This is a genomic window from Kribbella sp. NPDC056951, from assembly GCF_042674205.1.
Classification (GTDB): Bacteria; Actinomycetota; Actinomycetes; order Propionibacteriales; family Kribbellaceae; genus Kribbella; species Kribbella yunnanensis.
The window spans coordinates 128,898-150,878 of record NZ_JBHUQZ010000017.1; the positions used below are offsets into that span (position 1 = coordinate 128,898).

Below are 21,981 nucleotides of genomic sequence, written 5' to 3' on the forward strand. Positions count from 1 at the left end.
CTAGCCAGGCAAATGCGGTCGGGTGGGGGAGCGGGGGGTGGACGGCCGATTCACGGTCTGGGGGTGGAACTTCTTAGACTGCAAGTCGCAGAAGTTCCGAACCGAGAGCGAGCCATGTCCGGTCCCAACACGCAGTACGACCCGGTCGAAGTGACGCCGTTGCATGCCGAAGCGCTGGAGCGGAGCCGCGACGAGGCGCTGAAGGCGTTTACCGAGGCGGCCGATCTGGCTGCCCTGCAGGAGGCGAAGGCGGCGCACCTGGGCGAGAAGTCGCCGATCGCGCTGGCGAACCGGGAGATCGGGGCGTTGCCGCCGCAGGGGCGCAAGGAGGCCGGGCAGCGGATCGGTTCCGCGCGGAAGGCGGTCACCGAGGCGTTCGCCGCGCGGCTCGTGGTGCTCGAGGCCGAGCACGAGGAGCGGATGCTCGCGACCGAGCGGGTCGACGTGACGCTGCCGTGGCACACGCCGGAGCTCGGCGCGCGGCACCCGTTGTCGCTGATCTCCGAGCAGGTCGCGGATGTGTTCACCGCGCTCGGCTGGGATGTCGCCGAGGGGCCGGAGATCGAGGCCGAGTGGCTGAACTTCGACGCGCTGAACTTCCAGCCTGATCACCCGGCGCGGCAGATGCAGGACACCTTCTTCGTCGAGCCGGCCGGCTCCGGCAAGGTGCTGCGCACGCACACGTCGCCGGTGCAGGCGCGCTCGATGCTGACCCGCAAGCCGCCGATCTACGTGATCTGCCCGGGCCGCGTGTTCCGCACCGATGAGCTGGACGCGACGCACACGCCGGTCTTCTACCAGGTCGAGGGCCTGGTCGTGGACGAAGGCATCACGCTCGCGCACCTGAAGGGCACGCTCGACCACTTCGTCGTGTCGATGTTCGGTGAGGGCCTCGAGGCCCGCCTGCGGCCGAACTTCTTCCCGTTCACCGAGCCGTCGGCCGAGGTCGACCTGAAGTGCTTCGTCTGCCGCGGCGAGTCCGTCGGCAACCCGGACCGCCCGTGCCGCACCTGTGGCAGCGAGGGCTGGATCGAGTGGGGCGGCTGCGGTGTGGTCAACCCGCGCGTCCTGCGCGCCTGCGGGATCGACACCGACCGGTACTCCGGTTTTGCCTTCGGAATGGGGCTGGAGCGGACGCTGATGTTCCGCAACGGCGTCGAGGACATGCGGGACATGGTCGAGGGTGATGTGCGGTTCAGCCGCCAGTTCGGGATGGAGATCTGATGCGGGTCCCACTGTCGTGGCTTCGTGAGTACGTCGAGCTGCCGGCCGAGGTGACCGGTCGTGCGCTCGGGGAGCAGCTGGTCCGGGCCGGTCTCGAGGTGGAGACCGTCGAGGAGTCCGACCTGACCGGTCCGCTGGTGGTCGGCAAGGTCCTGACGTACGAGAACGAGCCGCAGAAGAACGGCAAGACCATCCGCTGGTGCTCGCTCGACATCGGCAAGGACGAGCCGCAGTGGGTCGTCTGCGGTGCGCACAACTTCGAGGTCGGCGACCTGGTCGTGGTCGTGCTGCCGGGTGCTGTGCTCCCGGGCGGCTTCGCGATCTCCGCCCGGAAGACCTACGGTCACGTCTCCAACGGGATGATCTGTTCGAGCACTGAGCTCGGTCTCGGCGACGACGGTACCGACGGCATCGTCGTACTGGAGCCGGGCGAAGGCACCCCGGGCGACGACGCCATCGCGCTGCTGTCGCTGACCGACGACGTCCTCGACATCGCCGTCACGCCGGACCGCGGCTACTGCCTTTCGATCCGTGGTGTCGCCCGCGAGGCAGCCACGGCGTACGGCGTTCCGCTGAAGGACCCGGCCGCGCTGAAGCTGACCGGCTCGGGTGCGGGTGGTTACCCGGTGCGGGTCGACGACGCCGAGGGCTGTACGACGTTTGTCACGCGCACGGTGACCGGGATCGACGCGCAGGCGTTGTCCCCGCGGTGGTTGCAGAAGCGGCTGCTCGCGGCCGGGATGCGGCCGATCTCGATCGGTGTCGACGTGACCAACTACGTGATGCTCGAGCTCGGCCAGCCGATTCACGGCTACGACAAGGACCGGCTGAGCGGCGACATCGTCGTACGGCGGGCCACGTCCGGCGAGAAGCTGGTGACGCTCGACGATCAGACGCGTGAGCTGGACACCGAGGATCTGCTGATCACCGACGACTCGGGCGCGATCGGTATCGCCGGGGTGATGGGTGGCGCGTCCACCGAGATCTCCGACGCGACGACCGACGTGGTGATCGAGGCCGCGCACTTCGACCCGATCGTGATCGCGCGCGCGTCGCGTCGGCACAAGCTGTCGTCGGAGGCGTCGCGGCGGTTCGAGCGCGAGGTCGACCCGCAACTGCCGCGGTACGCCGCTCAGCGCGTGGCTGATCTCCTGGCCGAGCTCGCGGGTGGGACGATCCTCGCCGACGAGACCGTGGTCGACACGCACCCGCAGCCGGCGCCGGTCGTCATCCGCGCCGACCACGCTGCTCGGGTGGCCGGTGCGCCGATCACGATCGAGGAGACCCTGCGCCACCTGCACGCGGTCGGCTGCGAAATCGAGCCCGCCGCGGCAGACGCCGTACCGGCTGCGTTGGCGGTTGGCGTGCATGCTCCGGCGCTCGCGATTGTGGGGGAGCGGAACACCCCGGCGGGTGCGCATGGCCTGGCTGGCGACGACCTGTTGAGCGTGACTCCGCCGTCGTGGCGGCCCGATCTGCGGGATCCGAACGACTTTGCCGAGGAAGCGATTCGGCTGTTCGGGTATGACAACGTGCCGTCGGTGCTGCCGCCGGCGCCGGGTGGGCAGGGGCTGACGGTGTCGCAGCGGCGTCGTCGCCGAGTCGCGACCGCGCTGGTCGGGGCCGGGCTGACCGAGGTCGTGTCGTACCCGTTCACCGGTCCGGCCGACTTCGACGCGATGGGCCTGCCGGCCGACGACTCCCGCCGTACGACGGTGAAGCTGGTCAACCCGATCTCGGACGAAGAGCCGTCGATGCAGACGACTCTGCTCGCGACGCTACTGCGGACCGCCGAGCGCAACACCGGCCGCGGTCAGACCGACCTGGCGATCTTCCAGACCGGCCTGGTCTTCAAGCCCAAGGCCGAGACGAAGGCCGCGCCGCTGTTGTCGGTCGAGGGTCGGCCGACTGACGCCGACGTCCAGTCCCTGTACGACGCTCTGCCCGACCAGCCGCTGCATGTCGGCGTGGTACTGACCGGTGCGTTGACCCCGACCGGTTGGTGGGGCAAGGGCCGCCCGGCCGGTTGGGCCGATGCGGTCCAGATCGCGCGTCTGATCGCCTCGGCGGTCGGCGTCGAGCCGATCGTGAAGAACGTCGAGCTGGCGCCCTGGCACCCGGGTCGCTGCGCGGAGTTCTCGGTCGACGGCAAGGTCGTCGGTCACGCTGGTGAGCTGCACCCGAAGGTGTGTCAGGCGTTCGGTCTGCCGACCCGGTCGAGTGCGGTCGAGCTCGATCTCGAGGCGCTGATCGCGGCCGGTCCGGAGTCCGTGACCGCCGTGCCGTTCTCGTCGTACCCGGTCGCCAAGGAGGACGTGGCGCTGATCGTCGCGGCCGACGTGGCCGCGGCCGAGGTCGAGGCGGCGCTGGTCGAAGGTGCGGGCGAGCTGCTGGAGTCCGTGCGGCTGTTCGACCTGTACACCGGTGAGCAGATCGGCGAAGGCAAGAAGTCGCTAGCGTTCGCCCTCCGCTTCCGCGCCACCGACCGCACCCTGAAGGACACTGAGGTGGCCGAGGCCCGCCAAGCCGCCGTCCAGGTGGCCGTCGACCGCTTCGGCGCCGTCCAACGAGTCGGCTGACCTCAATGCATCAGACACAGCGATGAGCGGCTCCCATCCGCGGGTTGCGGTCGCCGCGCCAAACGCGGCGGCCGCCGAGGCCGGCGTACGGGTTGCTGCTGAGGGCGGTAACGCGGTGGACGCTGCGATTGCGGCGACGCTTGTCACGATGGTGAATGAGATCGGCGTCGTGTCGCCGGCCTCGGGTGGGTTCGTGACCCTGCAGGTTGCGGGATCTGAGGCCGTGACGATCGACGGTTGGGTGGAGATGCCCGGCCGTGGTCTGGCGCCGGAGTCGTTTGGGCGTGGCGTCTGGGATGTCACGACCGACTACGGCGGCGGTACGACGACCACGGTGGGGCACGGGTCGGTCGCGACACCGGGCGGGTTGAAGGCGCTCGACCTGGCGCACCGGCGATCCGGGAAGGCGCCTTGGCGGGAGGTTGTGCAGCCGGCGATCGAGGTGGCTCGGGATGGGTTCCCGCTCAGCCGGACTTCGGGCTACTACCTCGGGTTCACGCACGAGATCATCTTCGGCTGGCATCAGCCGAGCCATGGCGTCGTACACGACGAGGACGGCACGGTCATCAAGGCCGGCAGCACGGTGATCATCCCGGAGCTGGCCGAGGCGCTGCAGCTGATCGCTCGCGACGGCGCCGAGACGCTCTACACCGGCGAGCTGGCCCAGCTGCTGATCCACGACATGGCCGAGAACGACGGCATCCTCAACGCCGAGGACCTCGCGGCGTACGAGGCGATCGTCCGCCCGGCGCTCATGGTCCGGCAGAACGGATGGCGCCTCGCCACCAACCCGCCTCCGGCCGTCGGCGGAGTGGCAGTCGCGGCGATGCTCGCGCTGCTGGACGGCGTCCCGGCCGACGGCAGCTGGAACCCCACCGAGCTCGAGCGACTGGTCGACGTACAGCATGCGGTTCTCGGGCGGCGGCTTGCCGAGCTCGACGCGGAAGACGTCAGGCAGCTCGAAGGGCAGAAGCTGCTCGAGCTCGCGTCGGCTGGTGACCTGCGCGCGCTCACCTCGCCCAGTACGGCGACAGTGTCGGTGGTGGACGACGAGGGCGACGCCTGCGCGATCACGGTCTCGTCCGGCTACGGCTCCGGCGTACTGACTCCCGGGACCGGCATCTGGCTCAACAACGCGCTCGGCGAGCAGGAGCTCCTGCACGGCGGTCCGCACAGCCTCGCGCCCGGCACCCGCCTCACCTCGAACATGGCTCCGAGCGTGGCCCGCCGGGACAGCGACGGCGCCGTACTGGCGATCAGCTCGCCCGGCTCGGACCGGATCCCGACCGCGCTCGCGCAGGTCTACGCGCTCTACACCCACGGCGGGCTGCCGCTGGCGGAGGCGGTCGAGCACCCGCGGCTGCACGTGCGGGTCCGCGACGACGTCATCGTCGACTACGAGGACGACCTGCCATTGGCCGGTACGACGAACCTTCCGTCCCGCCCGATGCCCCCGCACTCGATGTACTTCGGTGGAGTCGCAGCCGCCTTCTGGGACCCGTCGGAAGGCCTGATCGCGGTCGGCGACCCCCGCCGTACCGGGGCAGTGGCCATCTCACCGCCCGACTAACAGATGCTGTCCACGCTCGTTAGACAGGCGTGGACATCGACCCCGAGCTCTCCGTCGTGGTGCCGATGTACGACGAGGAAGCCGTGCTGCCGATGTTCTTCGAGCGGATGCACCCGCTGCTCGACGGCCTCGGTCTGCCGTACGAACTGCTGGTCGTCGACGACGGCAGCCGGGACGGTACGGCGCCGCTGCTGCTCGAGGCGGCCAAGGACTGGCCGCAGCTCCGGGTGATCCGGCTGCTGCGCAACAGCGGTCACCAGGCGGCGCAGTCGGCCGGTTTCCGCAGCGCCCGCGGTCAGTACGTGGTCACCATCGACGCCGACCTGCAGGACCCGCCGGAGACGATCGCCGAGTTCCTGCACGTGATGCGTGAGCGCGACCTCGACGTCGTGTACGGCGTTCGCTCGGACCGCTCGAGTGATTCGTGGCCGAAGCGCACGACCGCGCGGCTCTACTACCGGTTGATGTGCCGCCTGGTCGGCAAGCAGATCCCGTTCGACGCGGGCGACTTCCGGATGGTGTCGCGCCGGGTGGTCGATGCCGTGAATGCGCTGCCCGAGGATGGCCGGGTGTTCCGCCTGGTGATCCCGTGGCTCGGCTTCCCGAGTGCCGAGGTGACCTATATCCGTGCCGAGCGCGCGGCCGGGTCGACGAAGTACAACCTGACCAAGATGACGCGGCTGGCCTTCGACAGCGTGACCGCCTTCTCGGCGGCGCCGCTGCGGCTGGCGACCTGGCTCGGTCTGCTCGGTGGCCTGATGTCGGCGCTGTTCGTCGTCGGTGCGCTGGTGATCAAGCTGACCGGTCGCGGTGTCCCCGGCTGGACGTCGACCGTGCTCGCGGTCAGTGTGATCGGCGCGATCCAGCTGCTGTGCCTCGGACTGCTCGGTGAGTACGTGGCGCGGCTGTTCCAGTCGAGCCAGCGCCGGCCGCAGTTCCTCGTCGGCTACGACAGTCTCGAAGACCAGAAGCGTGTGGAACCGGTAGCCACCCGGTGAGGCGGGCTTTGCCCTGGCTCCTCCCACTTCTGGTCGCTGTTCATTCGCTGGACGCCCTCCGGTACGCCGTCTACTTCGCACTGGCGATCGCTTTGCCGGGAACCCTGCTGCTGCGGGCGGTCTGGCGCAGTCTGGGCAACTGGGCTGAGGACCTCGGCCTCGGTGCGATCGTGGGTGCCGCCTGGATGCTGGTCGGCTGGGCGCTGTTCACCGCGGTGGGCTGGCAACGCTGGCTGATTGTCTGGCCGGTGCTGACCCTTGCTGTCTTCGGACTACCGCGGCTGCGCGGGTGTTGGCGCATTGCTCAGCCAGAGCCGTTGCCGCTGCGGTGGACGTGGGGACTCGCGATCGCCTCGGCGCTGATGCTCGCGGCCACCATCCGCGGGGTCATGGCGTACCACGTGATGCCGCCGGACGGGACGTCGTACTACCAGGACCTGCTGTACCACCTGTCGATGGTGAGTGAGCTGACGCGTGCTGTGCCGCCGGAACTGCCACAGGTCGTAGGGGAGCGGCTGGAGTACCACTGGTTCGCCAACGCCGACATGGCCGCGGCCGTCGATATCACTCGGCTCAGTCCAGTCATGGTGCTGTTTCGGTTGTGGGTGCTGCCATGGCTCGTGGTTGCGCTGCTGGTGTGTGCCACGCTCGCCCGGACAGTCAGCCGGACCTGGTGGACCGGAGTACTCGCCGCGGCCGCTCTAACCGCGCCACAGCTCTACCTGCTCGTCGATACCAGCATCAACGTGAATCCACCGGTCAGTTTCCTCAGTCCGTCGCAAACCTTCGGCATGATCGCCTGTGTCGCAGTCGGGATCTTTCTGATCGAGCTGCTCTTCCGCAACGGCCCTCGGTCGCTGTGGGGGCTCATCCTCGCGTTGGCCATCGTCGGTGGCGGTTCGAAACCCACAGTGCTGCCAGTACTGGTCGGTGCGGTCGGACTGGCTGCTCTCTACCAACTCCGTCTCAAGACTGTCGTCGCTGGCGCCGTGTTGGTAGCGGTCGGTGCGCTCACTCTGCTCACGGTTGCTGGAAGCACCAGTGGATCGCAGCTCCAGTTGCTGGCGATTCTGAAGACCAGCCCCGGCTATTCGAGCCTCACCGGCGACCACACCCCAGCTGGCGTTGGTGGACTGGTCGTCCCGTCACTGGTCAACGGCGCGGTCCTCGGCACCGGGTTGATGCTCCTGAGCGTTCTGCTGATCCAAGCCGCGTCCCTGGCCGGCTTCCTCGTCGTACGGCGTGATCCGGTCGCGTGGTTCCTGATCGGCGCCATGGTGGTCGGCTGGCTCGGCTACCTCTTCATCGACCACCCGGGGGTGAGCGAGTCCTACTTCCTCTACACCGCCACGCCGTTCAGTCTCGCTGCGGCTGGCTGGGTGGTCGCCACAGCCCGGAAACGCCTGGCCGTCGTGGCGCTGGTTCTCTTGTTCATTTCACCGGTCAAGAGCTTCGTCCAGAACGCCATCGAGGGTGACACCGAGGCAGGTCCGGTCTTTCGCTCCGGACCGCAGTGGGTCTACCCGGATGAGCAGGCAAGCGCGGCGTGGCTGGCCCAGAACAGTGCGCCGACCGATGTGGTCGCGACCAACACCTGGTGCCGTCCGGTGACTGCGAGGACACCTGGTTGCGATGCGCGCGGTTACATCGTCAGCGGACTGGCCGGCCGCCGTACCGTCATTGAAGGCTGGGCGTACACCAACGAAGCCATGACTGCGCAAGGCGTCGGCGGTCGGCGGTATACCGAGCAGCCGTCCCCCTGGCCCGACCGCGTCGCACTCGTCACCCAGGCCTTCGCCAACCCCACTCCCGACCTGCTGAAACGCCTCCACGACCAGTACGGCGTGCGTTGGCTGTACGCCGACTCGCGCGCCGGTGCCGTCTCGCCGAAACTCGCCGATCTGGCGCCGTTGCGACACAGCAACGGCAAGGTCAAAATCTACGACCTCGGAGGGTAGCGAAGCCGTAACATGGAGTCCGCGCAGGCCGTTAAGGTCTACGCAGGCCCGCCCGCCCCGGCGCCGATGCATGCGGAAGACGTGAATGCTCGGGAGGGCGGCACCATGCGGGCGACACGACCGGCGGCGTTGGTCTTGCTGACGGCTGTGGTGCTGGCGATGACAGGTCTGGAGACTGCCGCCTATCAGGTGCCGGTGGAGCCGTTCGAGCAAGGCGATTCGGCGACTGGGACGATGCCGGGCTCAGGGCTGAAGCAGACGATCACCGTCACCGGTGCAATCGAGCTGCTCGACGAGACCACCGCAGGCATCCGCGGTACCGGACCGACGACGTACAGCCCGCCGATCGCGCGGACGACCCCGGCGCAGGACCTGATCGTCAACACCGGCGACTGTGCGGCGATCGGGAGCTGCGGCGAGCGCGGCACGGTGACGATCGCGTTCAGCCGGCCGGTGCGCAATCCGGTGCTGCATCTGGCCGGGCTCGGCGGTGCGGTCACACAGACCGTCAACGGTAAGCCGACCGCGCAGTCCGAGCTGCACTCCGTGCTGCGACTCACCACTCCGGGCCTCAGCCTGAGCAAAGCGGGTCAGGGCAACAACCTGGCGGTCACCAGCGACACCGTCACCGCCGCGAACCACGACACCGGTCCGAACTGCATCAACAGCAAGACCGGTACCGGTCCGGATGCCGGTGCAACCGCGGCCTGCGGTTCGGTCCGGGTGAACGGTGTTGTGAGCACGGTCCGCTTCGATGTGACGGCCTACTTCACCAAGCACGCCAAGCTGCCCGCGTTCAACACCAGCTCCTCCGGTGACGCGTTCTCGGTGCTGGCCTCGGCTGGCGAGGACTTCGGTGACGCACCGGCGACGTACGGCGCGGCCTGGTCGGTGCTGAGCGATGTGCGGCTCGGCAAGGACGCCACCGAGGACAACTCCACGGTCGCAAATGCAACCACCGGTCCGACCACACCCGATGCTGCTGACGACGGAGTGATGTTCCCGCCGCTGCGGACGAACGCCACGTCGTACGGCGTCGAGGCCAAGCTCGCTGGTGCGTCGAAGCCCGGTCAGGTGTGCGCATGGCTCGATCTGGACCGCAACGGCTCGTTCGAGTCGAACGAACGCGCCTGTGCTGATTTCACTGCCGGGCAAACCAGGGTGAAGCTCAGTTGGCCGAAGATCGCCAAGCCGACGGCCGGAGCGACGTACGCGCGGGTGCGGGTCGGGTACGGCGATGCTGTGGCGAAACCGACCGGTGCGGCCGACGCTGGTGAGGTCGAGGACTACGAACTGCAGATCACTCCGCCGCCACCGCCGGTTCTGCACGACGATGTCATCACTACTGCGTTCAACACCGATGTGTCGGTCAAGGTGCTTGGCAACGACCTGCCGGGTGATCCGGCCGCACCGCTCGAGCCGGGCTCGCTTTGCCTGCTGGATGGCGACAAGTGCGGCGTGCTGCTCAGTGTGGTCGGACAAGCGAAGTACGTCGCCAAGCCGGACGGCACAGTCGCGGTAGAGCCGGTGCCTGGTTTCGTCGGGATCGCCAAGCCGGTCAGCTACCGCGTGGCCGACAGCAACGGCATCACTGCGACCGCCAAGCTCACTGTCACTGTCGCGCTGCCTGCTGCTCCGGTGGCGACTCCCGACATCGCAAAGACGCCGCAGAACGTCAGTCTCGCGCTCCGGCCGCTTTCCAATGACCAAGCGGCTCCAGGGGTGACGCTGCTCGCCGGCTCGGTGGTGCTGCGCGATCCGGCCGACACCACGTTCAAGAAGACCGTGGTGATCCCCGGTGAGGGGCAGTACACCGCGAAGCCGACCGGGGCCGTCGACTTCGTCCCGGTGCGGCAATTCACCGGGGTCGGGACCTCCATCGGGTACCGCGTCACCGACACGACCGGTCAGACCGCCGAGTCCACCCTCACCGTCACCGTGACGCCAGTGCAGCCGATCGCCAACGGGGACTCGGCCTCTACCGCGTTCGACACCGACGCCGTCGTACCGGTGCTGGACAACGACCTGCCGGGCTCACCGGATGCACCACTCGACCCTGCCACCCTGAAGCTGGTCGATCCGGTCAAGCACACGCTGGTTGACACCGTGACGATCGCGCGTGAGGGCACGTACGTGGTGGCCGGTGGCAAGGTCGCGTTCCAGCCGACTCACGGCTTCCATGGCGTCGGTACGCCGCTCACCTATCAAGTGCTCGACAAGAACGGCACTGCGGCGCGCGCCAAGCTCACAGTCGCCGTTGACGCGCCCGGACCGCCAGTGGCGAACCCGGACACGGTCGCCACGCTGCAAGGCCGGTCCGTCGTGGTCGCGGTCCTCGACAACGACAAGCCGGGCCCGACCGGCGCCGTACTGCGGCCGGACACTCTGCGGCTGGTCCCGCCGACCCGCACCGAGCCGGTGACGACACTGGTCGTGCCCGGGCAGGGCAAATACACCGCGCGCCCGGACGGCAAGCTCCTCTTCGAGCCCGTGCCTGCGTTCAACGGTACGGCGACACCTGTCACTTACCAGGTCGCCGATGCGAACGGGGCGATCGGCAACGCGCCCCTGACGATGCGCGTCACGAAGGTGCAGCCCGATGCGTCGGACGACACGGCAGCGACCGCCTACGACACCACAGTCACGATTTCGGTGCTGTCCAACGACCAGGCCGGCGACCCCGCGGTCCCACTCGTGCCGAGCAGCGTGCGAGTCCTCGATCCGAAGACACAGGAGCCGAAGACCACACTGGTCGTCGACGGCGAGGCGACCTACACGGTGACGCCGGACGGCGAGATCACGGTCGACCCACTGCCGACGTACGTGGGAGTGACGGCAGCGCTCACCTACCGCGTCGCAGACGTCAACGGTTCGGCGGCCACTGCGCAGCTGACCGTGACAGTCGCGAAGCCGCCTGCGCCGACCGCGAAACCGGACACCGCAACGGGGAAGCAGAACGTCCCGTTCACCCTGGACCCGCTCGCGAATGACACCGCCGGGCGCGGGACCGGGCTCGATCCGCTCAGTGTCGCGGTGCTGGATCCCGCTGACGGGTCGATGAAGAAGCTGGTGAAGGTCCCGGGGCAGGCTGCCTACCAGGTGAATCCGGACGGGACGGTGACGGTCGATCCGCTGCCGGGCTTCACCGGTACGGCGACTGCGCTGACCTATCGGGTGATGGACTGGTTCGATCAGGTCGCTCGGTCGACGATCGCGGTGACCGTCACGCCGATCACTCCGGTGGCGGTCGACGACACCGCGCGGACGCCGTACGACAAGCCGGTCACTGTGCAGGTGCTGGCGAACGACAAGCCGGGCGACCCGACCGCACCGCTGCTGCCGACCAGTCTGCTGCTGACCGACCCGGCCGACGGGTTGCTGAAGGCGACGGTCAGCATCCTGAACGAGGGCGTCTACACGGCCGCCGGGGGAGCGGTCCGGTTTGATCCGGGCGCGACGTTCCGTGGGCCGGGGACGCCGCTGACCTACCAGGTGGGTGACAGCAACGGGACGCTGACGACCGCCAAGCTGACCGTCGCTGTTGGCTTCCCACCGGTCGCGGTCGCGGACCGCGCCACCACGCTGCAGGACCTCACGGTGAGTGTGAACGTGCTGTCCAACGACAGTCCGGGTACCGACGCGAAACTCGATCCCACCACCGTTGAGCTGCTCGCGCCGGCGGCTCGCGCGAAGGGGTATGGAAAGACGATCACGGTGGCTGGGCAGGGGACTTACACCGTGCAGCCGACCGGGATGGTCGTCTTCGATCCGCTGCCGAAGTTCCACGGTCCGGCGACGCCGATCACCTATCGCGTCGCGGACTCCAACGGCACGTTCGGCATCTCGACACTCACGATGACGGTCACGCCGATCTGGCCGGTCGCGGTGGACGACTCGGCGATCACGCCGTTCAACCAGGCGATCACGGTCGACGTACTGGCCAATGACAAAGCGGGTGATCCGTCGGCGCCGCTGGTTCCGGCGAGTCTGGTGCTGAAGACGAAGGACGGGTACGGGAAGACGTTCACGCAGGCCGGTGAGGGCACCTATACGGTCACCGCCGACGGGTCGATCACGTTCGCGCCGGTGAAGGACTTCCAGGGGGTGACGACACCGGCGACGTACCGGATCGCTGACGACAACGGGACTACGGTCGAAGGCCTGCTGTTCCTGACGGTCGGCAAGGGGCCGGAGGCGGTCGCCGATGTCGCGACGACCAAGCAGAACGTGACGCTGGGCGTGGAACCGCTGGACAACGACAAGCCCGGGACCGGCGCCGAGTTGGAGAAGGGCTCGGTCGAGGTCTACTCCGTGAACACGCGGAGCTGGGTCCGGATCGCGGCGCTGACCGGCCAGGGGATCGTCACAGTCAACGAGACGACCGGTCGGGTCGTGGTCGATCCGGTGCCCGCATTCCGCGGCGTACTGTCGATCGCCTACCGGGTGAAGGACTCCAGCGGCAACCTCGCGACGTCGACGATCGCGGTGACGGTCACGCCAGTGGTTCCGGTCGCGGCAGACGACAAGGCGGTCACGCCGTACGACACCGTGCTGACGGTGCCGGTGCTGGCGAACGACAAGCCCGGTGATCCATCGGCGCCGCTGGGTGCGGTTCGGTTGATCGATCCGGGCTCGGGTGAGGTCGTGTCGGTACTGAAGGTTGAGGGGCAGGGGCTGTTCACCGTGCAGCCGTCCGGTGGGGTGCGGTTCGCGCCGGCCGTCGGCTTCGTCGGTACGACGGTTCCGATCGGCTACCAAGTGGTCGACGGCAACGGCACGATCGGTACGGCGACTGTGTCGGTCACGGTCCAGGCGCGTCCGGTCGCTCATCCGGATCAGGCGCGCACGAAGCAGCACCTGCCTGTGGTGATCGATCCGATCGCGAACGACGTACCGGGGCCGGGCGCGAAGTTCGATCCGGAGACGCTGCTGCTGGTCGGCCCCGATGCCGCGCTGGTCAGGCAGGTCACAGTCGCCGGACAGGGCGAGTACGTCGTTGCCGATGGCAAGGTCACGTTCACTCCGGAGGCGCGGTTAGTCGGCGGCACGCGGCCGGTGGCCTACGAGGTGAAGGACAGCAACCGCAACCGCGCCCGCTCCACGCTGAGTGTGACGGTGACGCCGGTCCTGCCGGTAGTGCGCGACGACAGCGCCCGGACAGCCTTCGGTACGGCGGTCGCGGTCGACGTACTGAGCAACGACCGCCCTGGTGATGCGTCAGCGCCACTGACCCCGGCGAGCGTCGTACTGCGTGATCCGGGCGACGGTCGCGACAAGAAGACCGTGACTGTGTCGGACGAGGGTGTGTTCGCGGTTGGTGCGGACGGGATCATCACGTTCACCCCGGTCAAGGACTTCATCGGCTCGACCAGATCACTCGCCTACCGCGTCACCGACGAGAACGGCACCACCGGCAGCGCCCTCCTCGACGTCACCGTCGACCCACCCCGCCCAGCCCGCGCCACCGCCGACGCCGCCACCGGTTCACCCGGTGGCGCGGTCGCCGTCAACCCGTTCCTGAACGACACCGGCGCCACAGGCCCTGTCTGCCTCCGCGTAGACCCCGCCACCTGCACCCGCCAGACAACCACCACCGCCGGCACCTGGACCGTCACCCCAGACGGCACCATCCGCCTCACCCCGGCACCCGGCTTCACTGGCACCGCCAAGCTCACCTACGAACGCCCCTCCACCAACGGCGCACCCCCAGTAGCCGCCCCCATCCGCTTCACCATCGCCGCCACCCCCGCCCCAGACCCCCGCCTGCTCAATCGAGGCGACCTCCCCGAAACCGGCGGCCCCCCACCAGTCCTTCTAACCCTCGGCTCCCTCCTCACCGCCCTGGGCGCCACCCTCCTGGCCCTCGTCCGCTCCCGCCGCTGACCTACAGGTCGCGGATTAGCATGATTTCGTCGCGGTAGTCGTTGGGGGCTACGCGGATGGCTTGGGGGTGGCGGCCGACTATGCGGTAGCCGAGGGGTTGGTAGAAGTGCTCCAGGCCTAGGCCGTCGCGGATGGTTAGTTGGAGTTGCTGGAGGCCCAGGTCGGTGGCTGAGCCGCGGAGGCCTTCCATCAGGATGCGGCCGGCGCCGGTGCCCTGGTGTTTCGGATGGACCATGACGCGCAGGACTGTGCGCCAGTGTGCGTTGAGGGTGCTGCCGCGGTTGGAGAGCAGGCCCATGCCGGCGTACCGCGAACCGTCGTGCAGTACGCCGAGGAGGTCGGTCCCGGCGGCGACTCGGTCGAGGGCCTCGTCCAGCGTCTGGGCGACCTGTCGCACCGGTGCGGGGGCGGTGAAGCCGACTGCGCCGCCGGCGTCGGTTGCCGCCACCCAGGTGTCCAGCAGGTCCGCTCGCAACCCGGGGGCGCGGGCCTCGTCCGGTTCCACGACCACGTACTTCACGGCACCTCCATGTGCGACTGAGTTGCACTTAGTCTAGAGCGTGCCGCGCGGGGACCGTGGTGAGCTTGTCGGGGTTGCGGATCAGGTAGAGCTCGGTGATCAGGTCGCCGGAGGTCTGCACGAAGGCGACTGTGTCGGGCTCGTCGCCGTAGTACACGACGAACGCGACCTCGCCGTTCAGAGCCACCGGCTGCAGGTCGAAGCCCGGGTAGGTGCTCATCACGCCGAACAGCCAGCGGGCGATCTTCTCGGCGCCGTGGATCGGGTTGAGCGCCGCGGTCTTCTTGCCGCCGCCGTCGCTGATCAGGACCGAGTCCGGTGCCAGCAACGCGACCACCCGGGCGAAGTCGCCCGAACCGGCCGCCGCCATGAACTGCATGGTCAGCTCGGTGTGCCGGGCCTTGTCGACGCGGTGCCGGGGCTGCCGCGCGTGCACGTGCCCGCGCGCCCGATGAGCGAGCTGCCGTACGGCGGCCTCGGAGCGACCGAGCGTTTCGGCGATCTCGTCGTACGGCAGGTCGAAGACCTCGCGCAGCACGAACGTCGCGCGTTCCAGCGGGGAGAGCGTCTCCAGTACGACGAGCATCGCCATACTGACCGAATCCGCCAGCTCGACCGCGGCTTCGGGGTCGGTGGCCGGCGTCTCGCAGCGCACGATCGGTTCCGGGAGCCACGGACCGACGTACTGCTCGCGGCGAGCCTTCTGCTGGCGGAGGCGGTTCAGCGCGAGCCGCGTGGTGATCCGGATCAGGTACGCGCGCACGTCTCGCACCTCGTCGTGATCCACCCCGGCCCAGCGCAGCCAGGTCTCCTGCACGATGTCTTCCGCATCGCCGGCGCTCCCGACCACCCGGTACGCCGCACCCAGCAGCACCACCCGGTGCTCATCGAACTCTCGCGCCAGCTGGTCGTCCGTCATCCCGCCCACCTCTCGAAGTCTGCCGTACCTAGTGGGACACGACAGCCCTCCCAGTTGTGACAAGCGGTCAGGCCAGCACCTCCATCTGGATCACGGACACTCCTATTGCCACCAGGAGCGCTCCGCCGTACGCCAGGCTCCCGTCGAGGACCGGGTGGAGGTGGCGGAAGAGCGCCACGAGCACCAGTCCGGCGAGCCAGCCGAGCAGGATGCCGGGGGAGAGGGCGAGTACCGCGAACGACACCGGGTTGCCGAACATCTCGTTCGGGGCCGGATGCCGATCGGCGTGGACTCCGAGCGCGATCACCGCCAGAATGCCGAACAGGGTCCAGCCCAGGTACACCAGATATGCGGTCTTCATGCATCTCAGCGTCCGGCGTGGGGCACCCGCCGCGCGTGAGTGGTTCTACCCGAACCCCCTGAGTAGTTGGATATTTTTCCATTGCATGGCATACTCATTCACATGAGCGTGAAGGTGGCGGTGGCCGGGGCCAGTGGTTACGCGGGAGGCGAGCTGCTTCGGCTGCTGAGTGCGCACCCCGAGGTCGAGATCGGCGCCCTCACCGCCGGCGGGAACGCCGGTACGGCGCTCGGTGCGCATCACCCGCATCTCGTGCCGCTGGCCGGGCGCATCCTGGTCGAGACCACGGCGGAGCAACTCGCCGGTCACGACGTGGTGTTCCTGGCGCTTCCGCACGGACAGTCCGCCGGACTCGCCGAGCAGCTCGGCGAGGACGTCACCGTGATCGACTGCGGCGCGGACTTCCGGCTGACCGAGGCCGAGGCGTGGGTGGAGTTCTACGGCGGTGAGCACGCAGGCTCGTGGCCGTACGGGCTCCCGGAGCTCCCCGGTCAGCGGGACAAGCTCCGCGGTTCGCACCGGGTCGCCGTACCGGGTTGCTATCCGACTGTCTCCACCCTCGCGTTGATGCCCGCCGTCCAGCGTGGCCTGGTCGATCCGGCACAGCTCGTCGTGGTCGCGGTCAGCGGGACATCCGGGGCCGGCAAGGCTCCGAAGGCGCATCTGCTCGGTGCGGAGGTGATGGGCTCCGCCTCGGCGTACGGCGTCGGTGGCGTGCACCGCCACACCCCCGAGATCGAGCAGAACCTCACGCCGTACGCCGCTGGTCCGGTGAGCGTTTCGTTCACCCCGGTCCTGGTGCCGATGTCACGCGGCATTCTCGCGACCTGTAGCGCACCTGCTGTCGAAGGCACCGACCTGGCGACACTGCGGCAGGCCTACGAAGAGGCGTACGCCAGCGAGCCATTCATTCACCTGCTGCCCGAGGGGCAGTGGCCGCAGACGCAGGCCACGCTCGGTGCGAACACCGTGCAGCTACAGGTCACGATCGACCAGCGCATCGGTCGCGTCGTCGTCGTGGCCGCCATGGACAACCTCACCAAGGGCACCGCCGGCGCAGCCGTGCAGTGCATGAACCTCGCCACCGGTCTCGACGAGACCACGGCCCTGCCTCTCGTAGGAGTAGCCCCGTGACCGTTGCAGTCACTCCCGCCACCCAAGTCGATCGGAGCGCCGGAGTGACCGCGCCGGCCGGCTTCCGCGCGGCCGGGGTGATCGCCGGGATCAAGCCCGCCGGTACGCCGGACCTCACCGTGGTCGTCAACGACGGCCCGCATGACGTGGCCGCCGGAGTCTTCACCACCAACAAGGTGAAGGCCGCACCGGTGCTGTGGTCACAGCAGGTGCTCAGCGCCGGCAAGCTCAAGGCCGTGGTGCTCAACTCCGGTGGCGCAAACGCGTGCACCGGACCGGAGGGCTTCCAGGACACGCACAAGACCGCAGAGAAGCTGGCTGAGGTTCTGAAGGTCGGTGCGGCCGAGATCGGTGTCTGCTCGACCGGTCTGATCGGTGAGCGGCTGCCGATGGACAAGGTGCTCTCCGGTATCGACCAGGCAGTCGCTGCGCTGTCCCATGGCCCGGATGCCGGCCTGGACGCCGCCACTGCAGTCATGACGACCGACAACGTGCCGAAGCAGGCTGCGCTGACCACTCCGGGTGGGTGGAGCATCGGTGGGTTCGCCAAGGGCGCCGGGATGTGCGCACCGAACATGGCCACGATGCTCAGCGTGATCACGACTGACGCCGTACTGGATCAGCCGCACCTCGACCACGCGCTCCGGAACGCGGTCGGCAAGACGTTCAACCGGCTCGACGTCGACGGCGGTACGTCGACCAACGACACCGTGCTGCTGTTGAGCTCGGGCGCCTCCGGCGTGACGGTCAGCCCGGACGAGTTCGAGGCCGCGCTGACCGTGCTGGCCGGTGACCTGGTGAAGCAGTTGCAGGCCGATGCCGAGGGTGTCACCAAGCACGTCAGCATCACCGTGCAGAACGCAGCCACCGAGGCCGAGGCACTGGCCGCCGCGAAGATCGTGGCCGAGGACAACCTCTGCAAGACCGCCTTCTTCGCCTCTGACCCGAACTGGGGCCGGATCGCGATGGCCGTCGGCAACGCCCCCACCGCGTTCGACCCGGCGCTGCTAGACATCACCCTGAACGGCGCCGCGATCTGCATCGCCGGCGGCAAGGGCGTCGACCGCTCCGAGGCCGACATCAGCGGTCTGGAGATCGACGTCGTGATCGACCTGCACGCCGGCCCCGCCTCCGCGACTGTGCTCACCACGGACCTCTCGCACGCGTACGTCGAAGAGAACTCGGCGTACTCGTCGTGAACATGGCTGCAGCGGTGGAGAAGGTCGCCGTACTGACCGAGGCGTTGCCGTGGCTGAAGGAGTTCCACGGCAAGACGATCGTGGTGAAGTACGGCGGGAACGCGATGGTCGACGACAAGCTCAAGCAGGCGTTCGCGGAGGACATCGTGTTCCTCCGGTACGCCGGGGTCCGGGTCGTCGTGGTCCACGGCGGCGGACCGCAGATCAGCGAGATGCTCGGCCGGCTCGGCATCGACAGCGAGTTCCGCGGCGGGCTGCGGGTCACCACGCCCGAGGCGATGGACGTCGTCGGCATGGTCCTGGTCGGCAAGGTCGGCCGCGAGCTCGTCGGCCTGCTGAACGCGCACGGTCCGTTCGCGGTCGGTATGTCCGGTGAGGACGCCGGCCTGTTCACCGCGGAGCGGCGGGGCGCGATGATCGACGGTGAGTCGGTCGACATCGGCCTGGTCGGCGACGTCGTCAACGTCCGCCCGGAGGCCGTGATCGATCTGATCGACGCCGGCCGGATCCCGGTCGTGTCCACGATCGCACCGGACGAGGACGGCCAGGCCCACAACGTGAACGCCGACACTGCGGCCGCCGCGCTGGCATCCGCGCTCGGGGCCGAGAAACTCGTCGTACTGACGGATGTGGCCGGCCTCTACCGCAACTGGCCGGACAGCGAGGACATCATCACTCAGATCGACGCGACTGAGCTCGCTGAGCTGCTGCCGTCGCTGGCGTCCGGCATGGTCCCCAAAATGGAGGCCTGCCTGCGCGCAGTGCAGTCCGGCGTCTCCCGGGCCACCGTGATCGACGGCCGCGTACCGCACTCGCTACTGCTCGAAATCTTCACCGACGCCGGCTCAGGAACCCAGGTGATCCCGTCATGACCGAGTTGCTCACTGTCGATGGCACACAGGCCGCACTGACCGAGCGCTACGCCGGTGCGTTGATGAACACCTTCGGTGCGCCGAAGCGGGTGCTGATCCGCGGCGAGGGCGCCTACCTGTGGGATGCCGACGGCAACAAGTACCTCGACCTGCTCGGCGGACTCGCGGTGAACTGCCTCGGCCACGCGCACCCGTTCGTGGTCTCCGCGGTCACCTCGCAGCTCGCCACCCTCGGCCACGTCTCGAACTTCTTCGCCTCCGCCCCACAGATCGCACTGGCCGAGAAACTGCTCAGTCTCTTCGACACTCCCGGCAAGGTGTTCTTCACGAACTCCGGCACCGAGGCGAACGAGGCGGCGTTCAAGATCACCCGGCGGACCGGCCGGACCAAGATCGTCTCCACCATCGGTGCCTTCCACGGCCGCACGATGGGCGCCCTCGCGCTGACCTGGAAACCGGCGTACCGGGAAGCCTTCGCGCCGCTGCCGGGTGACGTCACCTTCGTCCCGTACGGCGACGCTGACGCGCTCGCAGCCGCGGTCGACGACCAGACGGCGGCCGTCGTACTGGAGCCGATCCAGGGCGAGAACGGCGTCGTCGTACCGCCAGACGGCTACCTGCAGGCGGCCCGCCGGATCACCTCCGAACACGGCGCACTGCTCTGGCTCGACGAGATCCAGACCGGCGTCGGCCGGACCGGCTCCTGGTTCGCCTTCCAGTCCGAAGGCATCACGCCCGACCTCGTCACCCTGGCCAAGGGCCTCGGCGCTGGCATCCCCATCGGCGCCTGCGTAGGCCTAGGCGCCGCCGCCGACCTGCTCCAGCCCGGCAACCACGGCACGACGTTCGGCGGCAACCCAGTAGCCGCAATCGCCGGCCTCGCGGTGTTGACCGTCATCGAACGCGACGGCCTACTAGCCCAAGTCAATGCCGTAGGCAACCACCTCGCCTCGTCCCTGATCGCCCTGGACCACCCCCTCATCGCCGGCGTCCGCGGCCGCGGCCTACTCCTCGCCATCGAGCTGACCCAACCAGTCTCCGACCAGGTAGCAGCCCTCGCCCTAGAAGCCGGCTTCGTCATCAACAACCCCATTCCCAACGCCCTCCGCCTCGCACCCCCCTACATCCTCAGCAAGGCCGACGCAGACAGCTTCGTCGCAGCCCTCCCCACCCTCCTCGACCAGGTGAAGGTGTCATGACACCCGCACCCCTCACCCCACCCGCCGCACTTCCCGCGCCCCTCACCACAGGTTCGGAGGCCTCATGACCGTCCGGCACTTTCTGAGAGACGACGACCTCAGTCCGGTCGAGCAGGACGAAGTACTGACGTTGGCTCAGCAGTTGACGAGCGACCGGTACGGGCATCAGCCGTTGGCGGGGCCGAAGTCGGTGGCGGTGATCTTCGACAAGGCTTCGACGCGGACGCGGATCTCGTTCGCGGTCGGGATCGCGGAGCTTGGTGGTGCGTCGCTGATCATCGACGCGCAGACCTCGCAGATGGGCCGCGGTGAGCCGATCGCCGACACCGCGCGGGTGCTCGACCGGCAAGTCGCCGCGATCGTCTGGCGGACCGCGGGGCAAACCCGGATCGACGAGATGGCCGCAGCCTCGCAGGTACCCGTGGTCAACGCGCTGACCGACGAGTTCCACCCGTGCCAGATCCTCGCCGACCTGCTCACCATCCGGCAGCACAAGGGTTCCACAGCCGGCCTGAAGCTCGTCTACTTCGGCGACGGCGCCAACAACATGGCCCACTCGTACCTGCTCGGCGGAGTCACCGCCGGCATGCACGTGGTCATCGCATCACCAGCAGACTTCCAGCCGGACCCCGCAATCCTGGAGCGGGCCGTCGAGATCGCAGCCGAGACAGGTGGCTCGGCTGCGTGGACCGACGACCCGTACGCCGCAGTCGACGGCGCCGACGTGATCGCCACCGACACCTGGGTGTCGATGGGTCAGGAGGGCGAGGCTGCCCTCCGGGAGGCGCCGTTCGTGCCGTATGCAGTGACCGAACAGCTGCTCGCAAAGGCGAACTCAGACGCGATCGTGCTGCACTGCCTCCCGGCGTACCGGGGCAAGGAGATCGAGGCCGCGGTCCTCGACGGTCCACAATCGGTCGTGTGGGACGAAGCAGAGAACAGACTGCACGCGCAGAAGGCGCTGCTGTCGTGGCTGCTGGCTAGGAGCTTCAACGCATGAGCATCGCCGTTCCGACGACCAAAACGGCACGACAGCAGCGGATCGTGGACCTGCTCGGCCGGCAACCAGTCCGGTCGCAGACCGAGCTGGCTGACTTGCTGTCCGCCTCCGGGCTGGTGGTCGGCCAGGCGACGCTGTCCCGCGACCTGGTCGAGATCGGAGCGGTCAAGGTCCGCGACTCCTCCGGCCAGCAGGTGTACGCCGTACCGGGGGAGGGCGGTGACCGCACTCCGCGCGCCGGTGAGGCGGCCGCGTTCGAGGCTCGCCTGGCGCGAGTAGCGAACGAGCTGCTCGTCTCGGCCGAGGGCAGCGCCAACCTGGTCATCCTGCGAACCCCGCCGGGAGCGGCCCAGTACCTCGCGTCGGCGATCGACCACGTGGGACTGGACGACGTTCTCGGCACCATCGCCGGCGACGACACCGTCATGATCGTCAGCCGCAACCCGGCCGGCGGCGAGGCCCTGGCCGCTCGCCTGCTGTCTCTGGCCGCCCGAGAGCCTAGGTAGCGAACGCTCCCGCCGGTTCGCGCCAAGTACGAGGCGACGGTAGACCGGCGAAGGGGGAA

15 protein-coding genes are annotated in these 21,981 nt (G+C 68.6%); 12 read left to right on the forward strand and 3 right to left on the reverse strand.

Annotated features, from left to right (window positions below; all coding sequences use genetic code 11):
- The first annotated feature begins 114 nt into the window (after positions 1-114).
- The 6 genes from pheS (at position 115) to ACFTSF_RS38755 (ending at position 14,212) form a co-directional block, all read left to right on the forward strand.
- Complete coding sequence (gene pheS / locus ACFTSF_RS38730; protein ID WP_380160252.1) at positions 115-1,224, forward strand: phenylalanine--tRNA ligase subunit alpha; 1,110 nt, start codon at positions 115-117, stop codon at positions 1,222-1,224.
- Complete coding sequence (gene pheT, locus ACFTSF_RS38735) at positions 1,224-3,803, forward strand: phenylalanine--tRNA ligase subunit beta (RefSeq protein ID WP_380160254.1); 2,580 nt, start codon at positions 1,224-1,226, stop codon at positions 3,801-3,803. The genes pheS and pheT overlap by 1 nt, the downstream gene beginning before the upstream one ends.
- Positions 3,804-3,825: 22 nt before the next feature.
- A complete protein-coding gene (locus ACFTSF_RS38740) occupies positions 3,826-5,373 on the forward strand; it encodes a gamma-glutamyltransferase (RefSeq protein ID WP_380160256.1) in 1,548 nt (515 codons plus the stop codon).
- Positions 5,374-5,402: 29 nt separating this feature from the next.
- Positions 5,403-6,371, forward strand: coding sequence for a glycosyltransferase family 2 protein (locus ACFTSF_RS38745; RefSeq protein ID WP_344165888.1), 969 nt, complete (start codon positions 5,403-5,405; stop codon positions 6,369-6,371).
- Between the two features lie 8 nt (positions 6,372-6,379).
- Entirely contained in the window at positions 6,380-8,329 is a 1,950-nt protein-coding gene (locus ACFTSF_RS38750) for a hypothetical protein (RefSeq protein WP_380160258.1), read from the forward strand.
- Between the two features lie 105 nt (positions 8,330-8,434).
- Complete coding sequence (locus tag ACFTSF_RS38755) at positions 8,435-14,212, forward strand: Ig-like domain-containing protein (RefSeq protein WP_380160260.1); 5,778 nt, start codon at positions 8,435-8,437, stop codon at positions 14,210-14,212.
- 1 nt (position 14,213) lies between these two features.
- Here the strand turns inward: ACFTSF_RS38755 and ACFTSF_RS38760 are convergent, their stop codons facing one another.
- The 3 genes from ACFTSF_RS38760 to ACFTSF_RS38770 form a co-directional block, all read right to left on the reverse strand.
- Positions 14,214-14,732, reverse strand: coding sequence for a GNAT family N-acetyltransferase (locus tag ACFTSF_RS38760; RefSeq protein ID WP_380160262.1), 519 nt, complete (start codon positions 14,730-14,732; stop codon positions 14,214-14,216).
- Between the two features lie 28 nt (positions 14,733-14,760).
- A complete protein-coding gene (locus ACFTSF_RS38765; RefSeq protein ID WP_344165880.1) occupies positions 14,761-15,651 on the reverse strand; it encodes an RNA polymerase sigma-70 factor in 891 nt (296 codons plus the stop codon).
- Between the two features lie 67 nt (positions 15,652-15,718).
- A complete protein-coding gene (locus ACFTSF_RS38770) occupies positions 15,719-16,012 on the reverse strand; it encodes a hypothetical protein (RefSeq protein WP_344165877.1) in 294 nt (97 codons plus the stop codon).
- Positions 16,013-16,114: 102 nt separating this feature from the next.
- Here ACFTSF_RS38770 and argC point away from each other — a divergent pair, with 102 nt between their 5' ends.
- The 6 genes from argC (at position 16,115) to ACFTSF_RS38800 (ending at position 21,922) form a co-directional block, all read left to right on the forward strand.
- On the forward strand, positions 16,115-17,146 hold the full coding sequence (gene argC, locus ACFTSF_RS38775) for an N-acetyl-gamma-glutamyl-phosphate reductase (RefSeq protein ID WP_380160263.1): 1,032 nt from the start codon (positions 16,115-16,117) through the stop codon (positions 17,144-17,146).
- Positions 17,143-18,345, forward strand: coding sequence for a bifunctional glutamate N-acetyltransferase/amino-acid acetyltransferase ArgJ (argJ, locus tag ACFTSF_RS38780; RefSeq protein WP_344165873.1), 1,203 nt, complete (start codon positions 17,143-17,145; stop codon positions 18,343-18,345). The genes argC and argJ overlap by 4 nt, the downstream gene beginning before the upstream one ends.
- A gap of 2 nt (positions 18,346-18,347) precedes the next feature.
- Entirely contained in the window at positions 18,348-19,217 is an 870-nt protein-coding gene (gene argB, locus ACFTSF_RS38785) for an acetylglutamate kinase (protein ID WP_380160265.1), read from the forward strand.
- Positions 19,214-20,416, forward strand: a complete 1,203-nt coding sequence (locus ACFTSF_RS38790) for an acetylornithine transaminase (RefSeq protein ID WP_380160267.1) — start codon at positions 19,214-19,216, stop codon at positions 20,414-20,416. The genes argB and ACFTSF_RS38790 overlap by 4 nt, the downstream gene beginning before the upstream one ends.
- A 64-nt stretch (positions 20,417-20,480) precedes the next feature.
- On the forward strand, positions 20,481-21,416 hold the full coding sequence (gene argF / locus ACFTSF_RS38795; RefSeq protein WP_380160269.1) for an ornithine carbamoyltransferase: 936 nt from the start codon (positions 20,481-20,483) through the stop codon (positions 21,414-21,416).
- Positions 21,413-21,922 (forward strand): arginine repressor, encoded by a 510-nt coding sequence (locus tag ACFTSF_RS38800; protein ID WP_380160270.1) that lies wholly within the window; start codon positions 21,413-21,415, stop codon positions 21,920-21,922. The genes argF and ACFTSF_RS38800 overlap by 4 nt, the downstream gene beginning before the upstream one ends.
- Positions 21,923-21,981: the final 59 nt, after the last annotated feature.